This window comes from Dyella terrae (assembly GCF_004322705.1).
In the GTDB taxonomy this organism is placed as follows: domain Bacteria; phylum Pseudomonadota; class Gammaproteobacteria; order Xanthomonadales; family Rhodanobacteraceae; genus Dyella_D; species Dyella_D terrae.
This window is the reverse complement of sequence record NZ_SIZZ01000002.1, coordinates 43,350-61,933: the sequence shown is the minus strand read 5'-3', so window position 1 is coordinate 61,933 and position 18,584 is coordinate 43,350. Positions and strand designations below refer to the sequence as shown.

General features: G+C 65.9%; 9 protein-coding genes. 5 read left to right on the top strand and 4 right to left on the bottom strand.

The genetic code is table 11. The annotated features are described in order from the left end of the window. Window positions 1–70: 70 nt before the first annotated feature. The 3 genes from EYV96_RS11125 to EYV96_RS11115 all read right to left on the bottom strand — a co-directional run bounded on the left by EYV96_RS11125 (window position 71) and on the right by EYV96_RS11115 (window position 6,812). Window positions 71–3,262: a TonB-dependent receptor gene (locus tag EYV96_RS11125; protein WP_131151635.1), complete on the bottom strand. Its 3,192-nt coding sequence runs from the start codon at window positions 3,260–3,262 to the stop codon at window positions 71–73. Window positions 3,263–3,447: 185 nt separating this feature from the next. Further along, complete coding sequence (locus EYV96_RS11120) at window positions 3,448–5,766, bottom strand: beta-N-acetylhexosaminidase (RefSeq protein WP_131151634.1); 2,319 nt, start codon at window positions 5,764–5,766, stop codon at window positions 3,448–3,450. Further along, entirely contained in the window at window positions 5,763–6,812 is a 1,050-nt protein-coding gene (locus tag EYV96_RS11115) for a glucokinase (protein ID WP_240732461.1), read from the bottom strand. The genes EYV96_RS11120 and EYV96_RS11115 overlap by 4 nt, the downstream gene beginning before the upstream one ends. Before the next feature lie 463 nt (window positions 6,813–7,275). Here EYV96_RS11115 and EYV96_RS18790 point away from each other — a divergent pair, with 463 nt between their 5' ends. The 3 genes from EYV96_RS18790 to EYV96_RS11085 all read left to right on the top strand — a co-directional run bounded on the left by EYV96_RS18790 (window position 7,276) and on the right by EYV96_RS11085 (window position 14,862). Beyond that, complete coding sequence (locus tag EYV96_RS18790; protein ID WP_165488666.1) at window positions 7,276–13,824, top strand: ESPR-type extended signal peptide-containing protein; 6,549 nt, start codon at window positions 7,276–7,278, stop codon at window positions 13,822–13,824. Between the two features lie 148 nt (window positions 13,825–13,972). Further along, window positions 13,973–14,410: a hypothetical protein gene (locus EYV96_RS11090; RefSeq protein WP_131151633.1), complete on the top strand. Its 438-nt coding sequence runs from the start codon at window positions 13,973–13,975 to the stop codon at window positions 14,408–14,410. 17 nt (window positions 14,411–14,427) lie between these two features. Next, a complete protein-coding gene (locus EYV96_RS11085) occupies window positions 14,428–14,862 on the top strand; it encodes a hypothetical protein (protein WP_131151632.1) in 435 nt (144 codons plus the stop codon). Window positions 14,863–14,944: 82 nt separating this feature from the next. Here EYV96_RS11085 and EYV96_RS11080 read toward each other — a convergent pair whose 3' ends face one another. Next, complete coding sequence (locus EYV96_RS11080; RefSeq protein WP_131151631.1) at window positions 14,945–15,382, bottom strand: VOC family protein; 438 nt, start codon at window positions 15,380–15,382, stop codon at window positions 14,945–14,947. Between the two features lie 661 nt (window positions 15,383–16,043). Here EYV96_RS11080 and EYV96_RS11075 point away from each other — a divergent pair. Continuing rightward, window positions 16,044–16,721, top strand: coding sequence for a hypothetical protein (locus EYV96_RS11075; RefSeq protein ID WP_131151630.1), 678 nt, complete (start codon window positions 16,044–16,046; stop codon window positions 16,719–16,721). 3 nt (window positions 16,722–16,724) lie between these two features. Beyond that, window positions 16,725–18,074 (top strand): XVIPCD domain-containing protein, encoded by a 1,350-nt coding sequence (locus EYV96_RS11070; RefSeq protein ID WP_131151629.1) that lies wholly within the window; start codon window positions 16,725–16,727, stop codon window positions 18,072–18,074. The last annotated feature ends 510 nt before the right edge of the window (window positions 18,075–18,584 follow it).

Here is an 18,584-nt window from a genome sequence, read left to right as displayed (position 1 = left end):
CGCCTTGCGGCGGCCCCGTTTCCGTGAGGGGCGGAAACGGGACCTCCATCAAGCCCGGGCGACGCCCCGCTCACCACTGGCCTCGCACGCCGAGCATGACCATGCGCTCGGAGAACGTCGAGTGCCCGGGTTGATCCGACCACACCAGGTAGTAGCGCTGGTACTCGTTGGTCAGGTTGGTGCCGTTGAGGAACACCTCGGCGTACTTGTTGAACTTGTACGAGATCGACGCGTCGAGGTAATGCTGCGGCGCCTCATACATCTCCATGCCCGTGATGCCACCCACGCTGTCCATCACCGCGCGACGCGAGCGGTAGTTGTAGGCCACGCGCGCCTGGAAGTGATCGTCCTGGTACCAGAGGATGAAGTTGCCGGACTTGGTCGAGTTGTCCTGGAACGGAATCTCCTTGCCCGCCAGATCCTTCTCGCCGGAGTTGCTGGGCGCGTACGTGGCGTTGATTTCCATGCCCGTCTTCGACAGGAAGCCCGGCAGGAAGGTGAAGCCCTGGCGGTAGTCGAACTCCGCACCGTGAATGCTGTTGCCGGTGCCCTGCACCGGCTGGGTGATCACGATGCAGTGATTGCGCACGACACCGTCTTCGTCCGGCAGGTCGCAGTTGGTCACGCTGCCGTTCTTGATAAAGCTGTCCACGTTGATGCGGAACAGCGCCAGGCTCAGCATGCTGGTCGGGTTGATGTAGTACTCGAGCGAGGCGCCGTAGTTGGTCGAACGCCAGGGCTTGAGGTTGGGGTTACCCGACGACGTACCGTTGGCGACGCGGAAGATCGGGCCATCCGGCGTTTCGGCCAGCGAGTAGTTCAGCTGCAGGCCGCCGCCCCAGGTGCTCAGGTCCAGCGGCATCATGTTCTTCGAGTACGCCAGGCGGAACTTCAGGTCGTCGGTGAAATTGATGGAGAAGTTCAGCGACGGCAGGATGTCCTGATAGCTGCGCTTGGTCTGCTCGGTGCCCACGTCCGCCGGCTCGTCGCCGTACGCGCCCGGGTCCCCGGACAGGTGCTGGGTGACATCGAGGTTGGTGTGGATCATGCGCACGCCGACGTTGCCGCTATAGGGCATGTCGCCCCACATGCCGTTGAAGTCTGCCTGCACGTAACCGGAGAACTCCTTCAGCCGCACCGCCCAGGTCGTGCCCGGCTCGGCCACCTTCCAGGTGTTGGGATACAGCGACTTCCAGTACGCAATCGGGTCGATCATCGCCGACGGATCGATCGCCCAGAAGTTAATGCCCGAGCCCAGCAGGTTGTTGTAGTACTTGAAGTTATTCGCCAACGGCGCGGCGGTCTTCGGCATGGAGATGGCGGATAGCGGACCGGCGCGGAAATAACCCTGGTCATTGCCGGCCGTACACGAACCGCTGTCGAGCACCACGTCCGCGCCGACGTAGCGCACCAGGCATCCGTTCGGATCGCTCGCACCCATGCCCGCGTACACCGGCGTTTCCAGCGTCCAGCCTTCGTTATCAGCGCTGCGGATGCTGTTGCGCAGGCCGAAGTTGAGCTTGAAGCCGTCCTGGAAATCGTACTTGCCGTCGAAGCGCAGGGCGTTCATCGACACCTTGCGGTCGTAATCGCCGGAGGACTCCAGCGTCTTCATGGTCCAGCTGTTGGCATTGGCGAAGTCCGTGGCCATCGACTGCGGCACGGAGATCTTGAGGTAACGGCCGCCGAAGTTCGCGATGATCGGAACGGTGTTCTGCTCCAGGCCGTTGGCGTTGAACACGCGGTTGCCGCCCAGCTCTGCCGGATACACCATCGTGCCCGGCGGCACGGCGTCATCGGGCACGCCATCCATCAGCACGTTCGGCCACAGCGCGCCGTTGGAGTTGGAAATGTTGACGTCGGTTTCGGCAAACGACTGCTTCGCGGTGTCGTGGATGCCACGCACGCTCGCGGTGAAGGGGCCGCCGTCGTCGTAATCCAACTGCAGGTTGAAGTTCTTCGCCACCGAACTCTTCTGCATGATCGACGAGTACGACTCCACGTCGCCCGGCCACTTCTCGTACACCTGGGTGGTATAGATCTGCGAGCCTTCCCAACCCGGCTCCGGCGTGCCGTACGAACCGAGCGCCGGCGCACCGGTATTGCGCGACTGCAGCGGCACGTAGGTGGCGCCCTGCCAGTTGGTGGAGTTGAACTGGACGCCGACGTTGCGATCGTACTGGCGCTGCTGCGAGTAGAAGTAATCGCTGGTGAGGCTGAAGCCGCTGCCCAGGTCCATCTGGAACGCCATGTTGGCGGACTTGCGCTTGCGCTGCGTGGTGATGTCATTGAGGCCGAAGTTCTGGCTGCCCATGAACACACCGTTGGACTTGCCGTCGCCGTTGACGTCCACGCTGCCGTCGGCGTTCTGCACGATCTGCGGCGGAATGGGCGCGCCGTTCCAGGGCGTCAGGAAGCCGTTATAGCCACCCGCGCTGGCCGCGTTCTCGCCGTTGAACACGACGCCGTACTGGTCCAGACCCTCGGTCGAGTTCCTGCGCCGCGTGTCGGAGTAGTCAGCGGAGAACAGCAGGCCCCAGTGGCCTTCGTCGTTGTACGAAATCAGGCCGTTGGCTTCCGGGCCCCAATGGTTCGAGGTAGTGCCGCGCTCGCCATTGGCCGAATAGCTGTAGGTAAAGCCGCTGGGCAGGTCCCAGGGGCGGTACGTATGCAGGTCGATCGCGCCACTGATGCCGCTGTCGGTGGTGCTCGCCGTCGAGGACTTGAGCACATCCACGCCGTGGAACAGCGTGGACGGCAGCATGGTGAAGTCCGGCTGCTGCGAGTCGATCTGATCGGCGGTAATGAACACTTCACCGTTCAACATGGTGCCGACCTGCGGCAGGCCGCGGACGTCCACCGAGGTACCGACGCCGGCATCGCGATTGATCTGCACGCCGGTAACGCGCTGCAGCGAGTCGGTGATGGTGGTGTCGGGCAGCGCGCCGATGTTCTCGGCGGTGATGCTGTCCTGGATGTTCGGCGCTTCTTTCTTCAGGTCAATGGCGCGCATCTGCGAGGCGCGCACGCCCGACACCGCGACGGTCGCCAGCGTCACCGCGTTTTTCTCTTCCTCGGTTTTCTTGGCGTCCGGTTTTTTGGCGTCGGCCGGCGGCGCGGTCTGCGGCGTGCCCGACTGGGCCGCCTGACCGTCGGCTTCGCTGAAGACGAAGCTCGAGGCGGCGACCGGAGCCGACACGGCGGCGAACACCGCCAGCGTGATGGCGAATGACAGAGGATGCTTGCGAAGTACGGTGGACATGGGCTTTAACCTCGTTGGTGTTGCCTGTCTAACCTCAACGGCTCCGTGGAATGCTCGTACGCGTGTTGCACGGCGACGCCTTGCGGCGCGCGCGCTTCGTGATGCTGTCTCTCCTCCCACACCGATGTCGCAAGCCAGTCCCTCTTACCCGCGCCACCGTGCGGAGCCCCTGCTCCGCTTCCCGCTTATTGCGAAAACGTCATGCGCGCCAACGCCCACTGGCCATCGCGTGGATCGCCCGTGGCGAAAACGCACACGTCGCGCGCACCGGCCCCCGCCGGCATCGCCACGTCTGCCTTCAGATGCACTTGTCCCTGCACCGTGCTGTCGAGCGGCATGCGCGCCAGCAGCGGCCCCTTGCAGGTATCCGCATGAATCTCGAACTCGCCCGCCGCACCCGTCTTGCGATACACCGTGGCGTCTTTGGCTTCATCGCCGAAGCGCCAGGCAAGGCGTTCAGCGGTGATCGACACATGTTTGATGCCGTGGAGCGGCGCCTGCGGCCACAGCCAGCAGGCGTTGCCGATGTCCACCGCGTAGCGTGGCCTGTCACCACTCGCCGGACGCACGCCTTCCAGATGCGTCGGCGGCTGCTTTGAACACGTGGCCAGCGCGGTGCTGTCGCGCGTCGTCAGCGTCGATGCATCGAGCACCTGCGTGCGCGGCGCAGCCAGTTCGAAACCGTCAGCTGCGAACGTGGCGGCGCGCAGCGTCGTATGGTTCGCCAGCGTGAGCGGGCGGACGTATGCCGCGGACGTCGCCGTGGGCGCGGCGCCGTCGGTGGTGAAGCGCATCGTTCCCGACGCCACCTGGTTGGCGAGCGTCACCTTGAACGCGCCATCGGCCGCGCCCGTCACCTGGAACACCGGCGCATAGGCGGAGTCGGCATAACCGATGCCCAAGGCGCGGTAGCGCGCCAGCTCACCCGGCAGGCGTTGCAGGAAACTGCTCCAGTTTCGCGCGTTCTCAGGCGACCAACCCAGCTCCGCCAGCGCCGCCAGGCGTGGGTAAAGCGCGTGCTGCACATGCGCAAACGTAAGCATGTGTTCGGCCCACAGACCGGCCTGCACGCCCACCACGTGCTTCGCTTCGGCCGCTGTCGCGCCGGGCGGAATCACCGCCGTTCCGTACGCCATCTGCAAGGTCACCGCGAGCGGCGGCCCCGGCCATTCATCGGGAAGATCGGACTGCAGGTGATCGAAGTACAGCGTTTCCTGCGGCGTCATCACGACATCGTGGCCCTGGCGAATGGCGGTCAGCGCGATGCGCTCGTCGTCATTGCCATGCCAGGACATCACCCGTTCCGACGCGGGCAGCGCCACGCCCGCCTCGATCGAATCGTCCCAGCCCACCGGCGTGCGCCCGTGCTTCACCAGATGCGCGGCCACCTGCTGCGTGAACCAGCCCTGCAACTGCTCCATGTTGGCCAGGCCCAGCGTGTGCATCTGGGCGCGCACTTCCGGCGACGCATTCCACTGCTGCTTGTCCGCTTCATCGCCACCGATCGAGACATAGCGCGACGGGAAGATCCGCATCACTTCATCGAGCACGTCGTACACGAAGCCCAGCGTCTTCGCGTCCGGCTTGAGCAGCCACGGGCTGACGCCCCAGTCGGTCCACACGTCCGGACGCTTGCCGGTGACGCCCAGCCACGGATATGTCGCCACTGCCGCCTGCGAATGCCCCGGCAGGTCAATGTCCGGCACCACGTCGACGTAACGCTCGGCGGCATAGCGCACGATCTCGCGTGCGTCGTCCTCGGTGTAGAAACCGCAGTACGGCGTGCCGGGCGAACCGGTGAGCTCCGCGTCCAGGCCTGCCGCCCTGCGGCACGCGCCGATCTTCGTGAGCTCGGGATACTTCGGGATAGCGAGGCGCCAGCCCTGGTCCTCGGTGAGATGCCAGACCAGCACGTTCAACTTGCTGAGCGCCATCCCGTCGATCAGCTGCTTGATGTCGGCCACGCTCTGGACATGCCGCCCCGAGTCCAGCAACACGGCGCGCCAGGCGAAGCGCGGGTGATCATCGACGCTGCCGTACGACACCTGCGCCGGCGCGCCATGCACCCAACCCGGCTGCGTGAGCAACTGCCACAACGTGACGCTGCCGTAGAACGCGCCCCGTGCGCTGCGCGACGTCACGACGATGCCCTTGTCGTTCACCGTGATGCGATAGCCCGCGTCGTCGGCGATATCCGCCTTCGCATCAACGTCGAAGGTGATCGTACCGCTCTCGCCCAAATGCAGATGCAAGCCGCGCGTGCTGGCCACGCGTTGAACGAACTGTTCGGCGACGGCCTGCACTTCGTTGGTCTTGGTACCGCGAACCGTTACCACCGCGCCATCGGCGATCTGCACCGCTCCGGACGTCGCCTGCGTGACCTTCGCCGGCTGCGGCATCAGGGACCAGGGTGCATGGGCAGGCACCGCCACGGCCACGCCCGTCGTCACCAGCCACAGCAGGGCCAGTCGACAAAGGCTCGCGGCGGCGGTCAGGGGCTTCATGGCGTTGCCCCGGCCACGCGCGGCACCACGGTTTCCAGCGCGCCATGGCGCAGATACCACCGCGCGGCGCCTTGCACGCCATGCAAGCCGTGCTCGGTCACCCACACCGGCACCTGCGACAACAACGGCCGCGCACTGCGCCCGTGCAGGAACCGCTGCTCGAACGCGCTGCGCTCGAGCAACCCGAAAATCGACGACAGAAAGCCGCCGGCGAGATAGATGCCGCCGGTGGCCATGAACGCCATGGCGAGATTGCCGGTGAAGCTCCCCAGCGATGCGCAGAAAATCTCCACCGCTTCCACGGCGCGCGCATCGGCCAGCGCCATCGCCGCCGTGGTCACCGCTTCAGGCGTCGTCAGCTGCGGCGCTTCACCGCCGAGCGCGCACAACGCGGCGTAGATCGTCAGCAGCCCCGGGCCCGAGACGATGTGCTCGAAGGCCACGTAACCACCTTCCGGCGCGATGTGCGCCAGGATCTCGCGCTCGCGCAGCGAGTTCGGCGCGTAGTCCATCTGCCCCGCCTCGGTGGTCAGCACGAAGCCGCCATCGACGCCCGGCACATGCACCGAGGCACCCAGCCCCGTGCCCGGGCCGATCACCAGCGTCGGGCCGCCCGAGGGCGCCAGCGGCCCGCAAAGATGACGGCCGCCTTCGGCAAGCGGCCCATCCAGCGCATAACCCAGCGCCTCGAAATCGTTCAGCACCGCCACTTCGTCCAGCCCCAGCGCATCGCGCAGCGTGCTCAGGTGGATCGGCCACGGCAGGTTGTCGTTCAACACCTCGTCGCCCAGCACCTGCCCGGCGCAGGCCAGCACGCAGTGCTTCACCGGCACGCGTACCTCGGCATCGACAAAGGCCTCCAGCAATTTGGTGAGCGTCGGGAACGCTGCGCAGGCAAACACGCGATAAGCCAGCGTATCGACATGACCGGCGTCTTTCGCCGACGCGCACATCAGCGCCACGCGCCCATGCGTGCCGCCGATATCGGCCGCAAGAAACGGCGCCGTCGGTAAGCCCTTCAGTCGATCCGAATCGTCGATAGACACGTCCAGCGCGCTCCCCCGCATTGGATTCGCCATCAGCCTGAAACCGAATTGACACCGGTGTCAAGCGGTGGCGCAACACGGCCGGATGAAGGCACCGGCCCGGGCAGCGAGAGGCGAAGGATGGGGGTTTTGCGGCCAGATGCGTGCTGAAGCATCAGTCAAAACAATGCGTTGCACGTACGCAGCGCGCCGCCACTCGGGGGCCCAAACCACGTCGAATCCCCATCACCCATGACCGCTGGCCTATCGATACAGACCGTCGGGTACGGGCGCCGGAAAACGTCGTATGCTGCGCAGGATTTTGTGTCTCAATTCACAAATCCGCTCACCAGATTGGGGAATCCAGGGGCGCCACGAAACACCTCGATGGCCGGCCTCAGGGCGCGGTAACGGTGGCGTGTGCGCATGACGAAACCTTCGACGGCCGGGCGGAGAACCCCGCTACCCATCGAAGGGAATCTGTATGAATCGCATCTACCGCCTTGTCTGGAACCGCGCCTTCGGCGTGGTGCAGGTCGCCTCTGAATTTGCCCGCGGGGCACAAGGCGGCGCTGCCGCAGATACCGGCTCGGTAGCGCGCCCGCAACGCAAACGCCTCGCGATCGCCTGCCTGGCCTTGCTTGGCGTCGCCCTGATGCCGATGTCAGCGCAGGCCTATCCGAGATGGTCGCTCAACATCTTCGGCGGCAGTGGCGGCAGCACCGGGTCCGGCACTTACTACGGCGGCCGAGGCGGCGCAGGTGGCAATGTCAACGACGGTTTGCCCACAGATGGCGATGCCAGCCAGAGCGGCGCCTGGACGGATAGCGTCTCGGGCATCACCTACTACAGCACGGCCGCGATGGGCGGTGCGGCCGGCACGGAGCAGCATCCCGATGGCCTTACCGGTCAGAACGGTTATGTGAGCACCATGCCCGATGGTGCCGGCGTGGTTATTGGCAGCGGTGGCGGTGGCGGCGGCGGCGGTTATTTCGGCCAGTGGTGGCATGCAGCCGGCACGGTCGCCGCAGGCGTCACCATCAATGGCGGCAACGGTGGACACGGTGGCGCCGGTGGCGGCATATCCCTTCCCGATGCGCTTCCCATGGCTGCGGGCGGTGGCGGTGGCGGCGGTGCGGGCGGCATTGGCCTGGGCGTCGACGATCTCTCGCTTGTCACCATCGACGGCACGGTGAGCGCCGGTAACGGTGGCAACGGCGGCGACGCCGGCGCGTCCAACAAATCGCTGCCTGCCCAGGGTGGTGACGGCGGTGACGGCGGCATCGGCGTGGGTACGACGGCCAGCGTCATCGTGGGCGCGTCCGGCGTCATTCGTGGCGGCCACGGCGGCTTCGCCGGCCAGGGCGGCAACATGGCGTGGGTGGACTCGACCGACGCCGCAGGTGTGGGCGGCTACGGCGGCCGGGGTGGCATCGGCCTTGGCGTGGATGGTCAGCGCGACGCCGATGACAACATCCTGACGACGGTGACGAACCATGGCCTGGTCATGGGCGGCAATGGCGGTAATGGCGGCATCGGCGGCTGGAATGAGGGATACGGCCTGACCGCCGGCTCGGGCGGCCAGGCCTCCGAGGCGGGCAACGGCCTCATGGTGCGCAACGTCGCCGTGGACAACGACGGCTACATTTACGGCGGCCAGGGTGGCGCGGGCGGAAACGGTGGCGCGGGGTTGAACGACCTCACCACCGGCGGCTCGGGTGGCTCGGGCAACAGCGGCGGCGCGGGTGTCTCCGGCGACGCGTCGACCATCCACAACGCCGGCACCATCGCAGGCGGCGCGGCCAGCCAGGGCGGACGCGGCGGCAACGCCACGTTGACCGGTGGCAATGGTGGATACGGCGGACGCGGCGGCGCGGGCGTCGAGCTCCTCAACGGCTCCGGCCTGATCAACGACAGCAGCATCGTTGGCGGTGCCGGCGGCCTGGGCGGCACCGGCGGCGATGCGTCCAGCGGCCTTCCGAATGCACGGGCCGGGTACGGCGGCGGCGGCGGTTACGGTGGCTTCGGCGTTACGGCCGGCTACGACACGTCGCTCGTGAACCACGGCAACATCACCGGCGGCGCGGGCGGTGCGGGTGGTGCCGGAGGCGGGACACCGATGGGTGGCGCCAGCAACGGTGGCCACGGCGGCGGTGGCGGTTACGGCATGGGCACCTACGGAAACGTCACCAACACCGGCACCATCACCGGTGGCAACGGCGGCGCAGGCGGTGCGGCAGGGAGTGCTGCCATGGCCGGTTACGGCGGTCGCGGCGGCAACGGCGGCGCAGGCGCGTACGGTGCCGAGGGCATCCTGACCAACACCGGCACCATCCAGGGTGGTAACGGCGGCGTCGGCGGCGCGGGTTCTGGCAGCGGCACCGACGGCGCAGGCGGCTTCGGCGGCAATGGCATCAACGCCTACGGCCACCAGACCGTCATCAACGGCGGCACCATCAGCGGTGGCCTGGGTGCCGACGGCGTGCGCGCAGCGGCCATCGTGTTCTACAACGGCAACAATCGTCTGGAGCTGTGGAACGGCTACCACTTCGACGGCCAGGTCAGAGGCACTTCCGGCACCGACACACTCGCGCTCGGCGGCACGGAAGACGGCACGTTCGATCTCGCGCAGCTGGATAACGACATCGTCGGCTTTGGTCTGTACGAAAAGAGCGGCACCAGCACCTGGACGCTCACCGGCAACAGCACCAGCCGCACCGCGTGGACGGTGACCGAAGGCGGCCTCGCACTGCGCGGCGGCGCCATGCTCAGCGGCGTCGCGCTTGGCGATGGCTCGTCGCTCGACGTCGCCAGCGGCACCGGCGTCATCGGCAGCACCGGCACCGATGGCAACGACGTGATCAACCCGCTGCCGCTGCCCATCGCGATCGCCGGCGCAGGCGAAGCCGGTGCGCATGCCGTCGAGGCAGGCGCCGGCGCGGTCATCACCAACGACGGTGCACTCACCGGCGGCAACGGTGGCAACGGTGGTTCGAGCAACGGCATCACGGGCGTGGACGGCGGGAACGGTGCCAATGGCACGCCCGGTGACCATGGCAGCCCGGGTAGCTTCGGTGGCTCCGGCGGCATGGCCGGCGCGGGTGGCCAGGGCGGTGACGGCGTCCACGGCAGCACCGGATTCCTGCTCACCAACACCGGCACCATCACCGGCGGTAACGGCGGCTTCGGTGGCAACGCCAACGGCGGTAACGGCGGCAACGGCGGCAAGGGTGGCAACGGCAACAATACCGGCACCTACTCCGGCGGCGACGGCGGCAATGGCGGCGCGGGCGGCACCGGCGGCATGGGCGGCATGGCCGGCAGCGGCGGCGCCGGAGGCAACGGCGTATCCGGTGCGAACTTCGCCGTGATCAATCACGGCTCGATCTCCGGCGGCAACGGTGGCCTTGGCGGCGTCGCCACGGGCGGCCTCGCTGGCCTGGGTGGAGCGGGCGGCGAGCCCGGACAGGGTTACATGCCGGGCTATGCGGGTCTCCGCGGCACCGACGGCCCCAATGGTGGTAGCGGCATCAGTGGCGCCGTGGGCATCGGCGGTGCCGGTGGCGCAGGCATCCGCAGCATGGGCGGCAGCTCGGTATTCACCGACGGCATCATTGCTGGCGGCCTCGGTGGCAATGGCACGCGCGCCAACGCCATCGACTTCACGGGCGGCAACAACCTTCTGACCGTCGGGTCCGGCTATAGCTTCATCGGCAACGTGGTCAGCGCCGGCGGCGATACGTTCGCGCTGGGTGGCACGTTGAACGGCACGTTCAACCAGGATGCCCTCGGCGTCAGCATCCTCGGCTTCGACACCTTCGTGAAGTCGGGCAGCAGCAACTGGACGCTCACCCATGGTCAATCGGCGAACCAGCGCTGGACGCTGGCCGAAGGCACGCTGACGATCGATGCCACCGCGCAGGTATCGCGCATCACCATGGCGTCCGACACCACGCTCGACGTGGACTCCGGCGCCGGGATCCAGGGCGACGCAGGTACGAAAGGCACGTCGGCGATTACCGTCATCGTGGCGGGCGGTCACGGTGGACAGGGCATCGATGCGGTCACTGCGCTCACCGGCGGCGCCATCCACAACAGCGGCCTGCTGCTCGGCGGCACCGGCGGCGAGGGTGGTTCTGCCAATGGCGTGAACGGCGGCCTCGGCACGGGTCTCGTGGGCAGCCCCGGCGGCATCGGTGATAACGGCGGCACGGGTGGCGTGGGTGGAACGGGCGGACACGCCGTGGCGGGCACCGGCTTCACCCTCACCAACGATGGCCAGATCTGGGGCGGACATGGTGGCGACGGTGGCACCGCCCGGGGTGGCACCGGTGGCCGGGGCAACGCGGGCAGCATTGGCTCGCTGACCCCCCCCGGAGGGGGAGCGGGTGGCAAGGGTGGCACCGGTGGCGTAGGAGGCCAGGGCGGAAACGGCGGCACGGGCGGCGTGGGGGGCACCGGCGGCTCTGCGGTGCAAGGTTCGGATTTCACGCTCGTCAACACCGGGTCGATTCACGGCGGTACGGGGGGCATGGGCGGCCTCGCGCTGGCGGGCTTCGGCGGCGCCGGTGGCCAGGGTGGTCCGGGTGGCATGGGCACGCCAGCCGGGCCTGCCGGTGACACGGGCGCCGCCGGTGCCATGGGTTCCGACGGCGTGGCAGGTGCCGTCGGTGCCGGTGGCGCGGGCGTGGTGTCGACCGGCAACGCACACATCCTCAACCAGGGTTTGATCGCCGGCGGCATGTCGGGCGACGGCAACGTGCGCGCGGACGCCGTGCAGTTCTCGGGCGGCGGCAACGACCTCACGCTGGCCACCGGTTACAGCTTCGACGGCAACGTCGTCAGCACCAGTGGCAACACCCACGGCGGCGACACGCTGGCGCTCGGCGGCGACACCAGCGCGTCGTTCGATCTCTCGCAGATCGTCGACACCATCGGCACCAGCAGCTCGACGCAATACGCCGGCTTCGCGCATTTCATGAAGTCCGGCAACAGTACCTGGACGGTCACCGGTGCCGTCGGATCCACCGGCGTGTGGAACATCGCGCAGGGCACGCTTGCGCTGTCGGGCGACGGCAGTCTGGCCGCGTCCAGCGGCGTCATCGTTGACGGCACGCTCGATGTCTCCGGCATCAGCGGCGGCGCGACGCAGCTGGCCACGCTGGCCGGCGGCGGCAACGTCGTGCTCGGCACGAAGAACCTCGACATCACCCACGGCCAGGACACCTTCGCCGGCGTGATCTCCGGTGACGGCAGCCTGACCATCAGCGGCGGCGTGCAGACGCTCACCGGCGCCAACACGTACACCGGCAACACCATCATCAACGGTGGCACGCTGGTGCTCACCGCGGGCGGCAGCCTCGCCTCGCAGCACGTGCAGTCGACCGGCACGCTGGAGTTTGATCGCGACGACACGGTGATCTACACCGGCGTGCTCGCCGGCACCGGCGGCGTCGTGCAGAGCGGCGCGGGCATGACCATCCTCAACGGCGCCAGCAACAGCACCGGCGAAGCGCACGTCACCAACGGCACGCTGGAAATCGGCGATGCCGATCACGAAGGCGCAGCCTGGGGTGGCGATGCGTTGGTGGATGCGGGCGGCACGCTGCGCGGCCACGGCACCCTCTTCGGCAACCTGGTCAACAACGGCATCGTGCGTCCGGGCGGCTCGGTCGGCGTGCTGACCGTGAACGGCGACTACATCCAGTCGGCCAACGGCACGCTCGCCATCGACGTCACGCCGACGGCGGCCTCGCAGCTGCACGTGCTGGGCAACGCGAGCCTCGCCGGCACGCTGAACCTGATCTACGCACCGGGCACCTACACCGCCACGAACTACACCATCCTCACCGCCAACAAGGTCACCGGCACCTTCGGCAGCGTGACCTCCACCGGCGCACCGACGGGCATCAACTCGACCGTCAACTACACCGGCACCAACGTGACACTGGGCCTCACCGGCTCGGGTACGGGCACAGGCCCGACGGATCCGGGCACGCCCACCAACCCGACCAACCCGACCGGCCCGACGAACCCCACCGATCCAGTGGTGGTAGCACCGGCCGACGGCGCGCTGTTCGGCAACATGCAGCGTCTCGTTTCACTGCAGGGCCAGCGCAACCTGACCACCGTGCTCGATGCATCGCTGCTCGCCCCGACCGCCGACTGCGGCGCGTCGCCGACCACGACGCAGGGCGTGACGCGCGACGGCTGCAAGCCGGGCCTGTGGGTGCAGGCGAGCGGTTCGGCCTATCAGCTCGATGGCAGCAACCACCTCAACTCGAGTGGCTTCGGCATCAACGGTGGCTTCGATGCCGCCGTGGGTGACGCGGCGCACCTGGGCGTGGAAGCCGGCGTGTCGCGCATCAACGCCACCGACGCCGCACACGGCAAGGGTCGCGTCGATACCGCACACGTGGGCATGTACGGCTTCGCCAACGTCGGCGCCGTGGTGCTCTCGGGCGTGGTCGATGCCTCGTTCGGCGACTACCGCATCCAGCGCGCCACCGGCATCGGCTTCGCCGAATCCAAGCCCGGCGGCGATGCGTACTCCGCCGCACTGCAGGCCGCATGGCCGCTGCAGGCCGGTACGTGGGCAGTCACGCCGAAGCTCGGCGCGCTGTACCAGCACCAGTCGCTCGACAGCTTCCATGAGACGGTAAAGAGCGGCAGCGAACTGGCGTCGGCTTATGGCGTCAGCGGCAAGAGCAGCACGCTCAACACGCTGCAGCCCTACGCCTCCGTCGCCTTCGGACACGCCTTCACCTCCGGCAACGTCACCTACGTGCCGCAGTTCGAAGTCGGCTACCGCTACAACACGCGCAGCGGCACGCCGGCCGTCACCGTGGCCGCCGAAGACGGCACCGTGTTCACCCTGCCGGGCAATCGCCTCGGCAAGGGCACGGCCACGGTCGGCGCTCGCGTCACCGCCACCTCCGGCGCGTCATGGAACCTGTACCTGGATTACCAGGGCCAGTTCTCCGGCGACCTGAAGGACAACGCCTTGACGGTGGGCTTCACCAAGCACTTCTGAGTCATGTGATCGGCACCGGACCCTGCGAAAGCGGGGTCCGGTTTTTTTTGCCCGGGCGGCGGGGCATGGCCAAGCCAACGTGCCTATTTCGCCCGACTGGACAACCGGGCAGGATGGAAGCCTCAAAGGGGGCTCCATGGAAAAATGGATGGGCTCTGTCGCCACTACGCTGCTCGCGATGTCGCTCGGCGTCGCGGCAAGCGATGCGCCCGTTGCATGGAAGGACTACTCGCTTACGCCGGTAGAAACGCTGTCGGCACTACCTGCCACGGTTCGTCAAAGGCTTCGTGGCGACGCCTCGGGCGTAGGCGGCATCGCCGAACGCGGTGCGCCGTTCAATGCAACGGACATCATCATGAGCCGCGACCCCATGCGCCGCTTCATCGTGGCCGGACATGACGGCCATGTGTGGGTCGTCGCTCTGGAACACGGGGGCTTTGCGTACCGGAAGGTCGCGCACGTACTCAAACCGGACGGTACGCATCGTGAGTACCTACTGGCCGGCAAAATTGATTCGCTTAAAGACGTGGTCGACCAGATGAAGGGCGAAGGCGACGCGGCACCATTCGATACGCCTTATCGGTAGACATGGGGAGAGATCGCATGCGCGGATGGCAACTCTGGCTGGCGACCAGCTTGCTGGCAGCCTCCTTCGGACTCTCGGCAGCTGACCCTCAGGTGCCGTGGAGAGGTCTGCAGCTCACACCCGTGGCAACACTCGCCACACTGCCGATCGACATCCAGCACCGGCTTCGCGCCGATGCGCCGGGCACTGGTGGCATTGCGGAGCGCGGCGCAGAGTTCAACAGCACAGACGTCATCGACAAACCCTGGCCGATGCGCCGATTTGTCGTCGCCGGTCATGATGGCGACACCTGGGTGGTCGTGCTGGAACAGGGTGGGCGCGGTTATAACAGGTCGGCACATGTGCTCATGGCGGACGGCAGCCATCGCGAGTACGCCGTCACACGCGATACGCAGACACTCGCCGAGGCAACCGCACAGATGCAGGGCGACGGCAAGCCATCACGCGAGTGACGTTTCAATGGATCGTGTGCCGTGACGCGCGTTGCACTCATCACCACTTCGATCCCGCAACCCACCGAATCCGCATCGCCTGTCAGCCCAGCTCCTGCGCCAGCCCGATAAGAATCCCCTCCGGCCCACGGATGTAGCACAGCCGGTAGATGTCGCGGTAATTGACGATGTCCCCGACCACCTCCGCACCTTGCTTGCTCAACTTCTCAAGCGTCTCGTCGAGGTCATCCACCGCAAACATCACGCGCAGATACCCCAGCGCGTTCACCGGCGCGTTGCGGTGATCGGCGACAACGGCCGGCGAGATGAAACGCGAAATCTCGAGCCTGCTGTGACCATCCGGCGTGCGCATCATCGCGATCTCGACGCACTGATCGGTCAGCCCCGTCACGCGACCGGCCCACTCGCCTTCGATCGTGGCGCGCCCTTCCAGCTCAAGGCCGAGCTCGCTGAAGAAAGTGATCGCCGCCGTCAGGTCCTCGACGACGATACCTACGTTGTCCATGCGTTTGAGTGCCATGGCTGGGGAATCTAGGGGATGGCGACAGGGGGTGGCAAATGCCAAAGCATTGGCTGCCGACCTCAACAACGTCATCAGGCACCAGCAAACGCTCGCGCAGGGAAGAACGTCATGCTTGTGCAGGCAGGCACCCAGTGGCGACCACACCTGGCATCGCATCCCATCCCATGTCGTCATGCCCTCCATAGCGGGGATCCAGCCGCGACTACCTCCACCTATCGCACCACACCCCCACCGTCGTCATGCCTGCGCAGGCAGGCACCCAGTGGCGATCACGACCAGCAATCACATCACACCCCAAGGCGTCATGCCGGCGAACGCCGGCATCCATGCGCGACCACGCCGAGGTAATCGATAGCACCCAGGGACCATCTTGAACACTTCAAGAGCACGACTTGGCGCGGCCTTTGTCACCGCATCGCCAGTGGATGCCGGCGTTCGCCGGCATGACGACGTGGATAGAAAGGCGACAACCATGCGAGGTCGCTACGCGTAAGAGACCGCGATGCATGCGCGCCAAACCAAAATGTTGCCACGTTGCCGCCACCGACTACCACCACACCCTACACTCCCCTACCCCACAGTCAGCCCATCCCGATACCGCTACGCAGACACCTCCACGACGCTAGGCAGTTTTCACAGCGTCACCAAGGAGGAAGTCATGAAACGTTTTTTGGCCGAGAAGGGTTGGTTTGATTGGATTAGAAAGGGGAGGCCTTCGGCCGTCGTTGCGGCCTACGCCGTAGGTACGGCATCGGCTACAGGGACCGCACCTCCACAAAACGTTCCCGCAAATGTTCGCGCACTGATGGAGGAAAACGACACGATTCTTGCGTTCCGAGAACAATCGAACCTCTTCGGCGACGAAGCACTTGGTGCGATTGCAGCGATCCGGCACGGAACAGAACGCGGTCGCTCCTGGGAAGAGAATCCTTGTGACTTGGTAATCCTTCGCCGGCAAGGTGATCATTGGATCGAAACTGCGCGCAGCAACCGAATCGTTGACTGCGTTTACAACCATTACAGCTACCACGCCCCTGAAATGGCCCTCAATGCGCAGCTAACATCGGCGCCACTCACCGTTGAGTTCTATTCTCAGAAGGTTCGTGGTTACGACGCCTATTCGCTGACCTACTTGCCGGAGCGATCGAACTGGCGTCTGGGCTCCGCTACGTCGACGTATCGTGAGTTCGATCGGGATGGCCTACCTAATTTCGTGAAGGAACAAGTCTCCTTCCCTGAAACCCTGCCATTGACCCTGCTGAAAGATATTGACCAGGAGAGCATCTCCGATCTCCTGAGTGAGCACCGGGTCCCGCTCGGCAACGAGGAGACCTGATCGATGCTTAACATCAACGACTCGTCTATTCACCTTCTACGCTCCGCCATTGCATCAGGAATGACGTCACCGGATGAGCTTGCCGCGTTTATGGGAAATGCCTCCGTAGAGACCGGGAGTTTTACGGTTATGCGAGAGAAGCTCATCTACTCGTCCAAGGAGAGATTGCTCGCGTCGGTGAAAAGTATTCCCGATCGGTTTTCCGATAGCGAGATTGATGATGCGATCGCGACCAAGGACCCCGTCAAGATCGCAACCGTCATGTACGACGGTCACGCCGATCTGGGAAACACTGAACCGGGTGACGGCTATCGATATCACGGCCGCGGTTACATGCAACTCACGGGTAGGTACAACTACCAAACTTATGGCGATCGCATTGGCGTCGACCTGATCTCTAACCCCGAGCGCGCCGCGGATCCGGATACGGCCGCGAAACTCGCTTTGGCGTATTGGGAGCACGGCGTGCCAGCCTCGGCCAAATTGGACGCCAGAAAAGCAGGGCGTGCTATTAACGGCGGAGGTAATGGCAAGTCAGATCGGGCAATGGACGCCAGTGCATGGCGATCTGTACTTGATGATGAGTTGATAAAAGCCATTCAACAGGGAGATCCGGGAATTGACGAACTTCGACGGCGAGGAAATTTGGCGAAGCGACCAACCGAGATGGAGAGCTCCCCACTCCGCCTCCGCAGCCAAGGCGACCGCGTCGAACAACTCCAACGCGACCTCACCGAACTCGGTTACACCTCCCCCGAAGGTCACCCGCTAACACCTGACGGCCGCTTCGGCCCTGCTACTCGCCTCGCCGTCCTCCAGTTCCAATCCGACCACTCCCTCACCGCCGACGGCATCGCTGGGGCAGCCACCCAGCGCACACTCACCCAAAGCCTCACCGACTTGCGCGAACACAACCTCAGCCAAACCTGCGAAACCCAACTCGACCACCCCTCCCACCCCGCCTACACCATGTACCTCCAGGCTCGCGACCAGGTTTACCGACTCGACGCCAAGTTCGATCGCGAACCCGACCAGCGCAGCGACAACCTTGCCGCCGCGCTCACGGCCGCATCGATGGAGGCGGGCCTTGTCCGCATTGATCAGGTCATACCCAGCGACAACGCGGCGAAGATGTGGGCGACGCAGCGCAACACGCCGGGCAAGGATCATTTCTACGACCAGCACGCGTGCGTCAACACCGTGGAGGCACTCGATACGCCGATGGCCAGGAGCACCCAGGCGATTGACTGGCTGCAGACGCAGGCCCAATCCATGACCCCGTCACTTACAGAATCCCTCACCAAGGAAATCACTCCCGAGCAAACCCAGCGGCAACCCGCCATGCGCTTGTAGCGAAGCGCACTCCCCGCAGCTCCGTCTCCCTCACCGTCATGCCTGCGCAGGCAGGCACCCAGTGGCGACCACACCGATCAGCACCTCTCCCTCCATGTCGTCATGCCGGCGAAAGCCGGCATCCAGTGGCGACCACACCAATCAGCGCCTCTCCCTCCATGCCGTCATGCCGGCGAAAGCCGGCATCCAGCGGCGACCACACCGATCAGCACCTCTCCATCCATGTCGTCATGCCGGCGAAAGCCGGCATCCAGAGGCGACCACACCGATCAGCACCTCTCCATCCATGTCGTCATGCCGGCGAAAGCCGGCATCCAGGGGCGACCACACCGATCAGCACCTCTCCCTCCATGTCGTCATGGCGGCGAAAGCCGGCATCCAGAGGCGACCACACCGATCACCATCTCTCCCTCCATGTCGTCATGCCGGCGAATGCCGGCATCCAGCGGCGACCACACCGATCAGCACCTCTCCCTCCATGTCGTCATGCCGGCGAAAGCCGGCATCCAG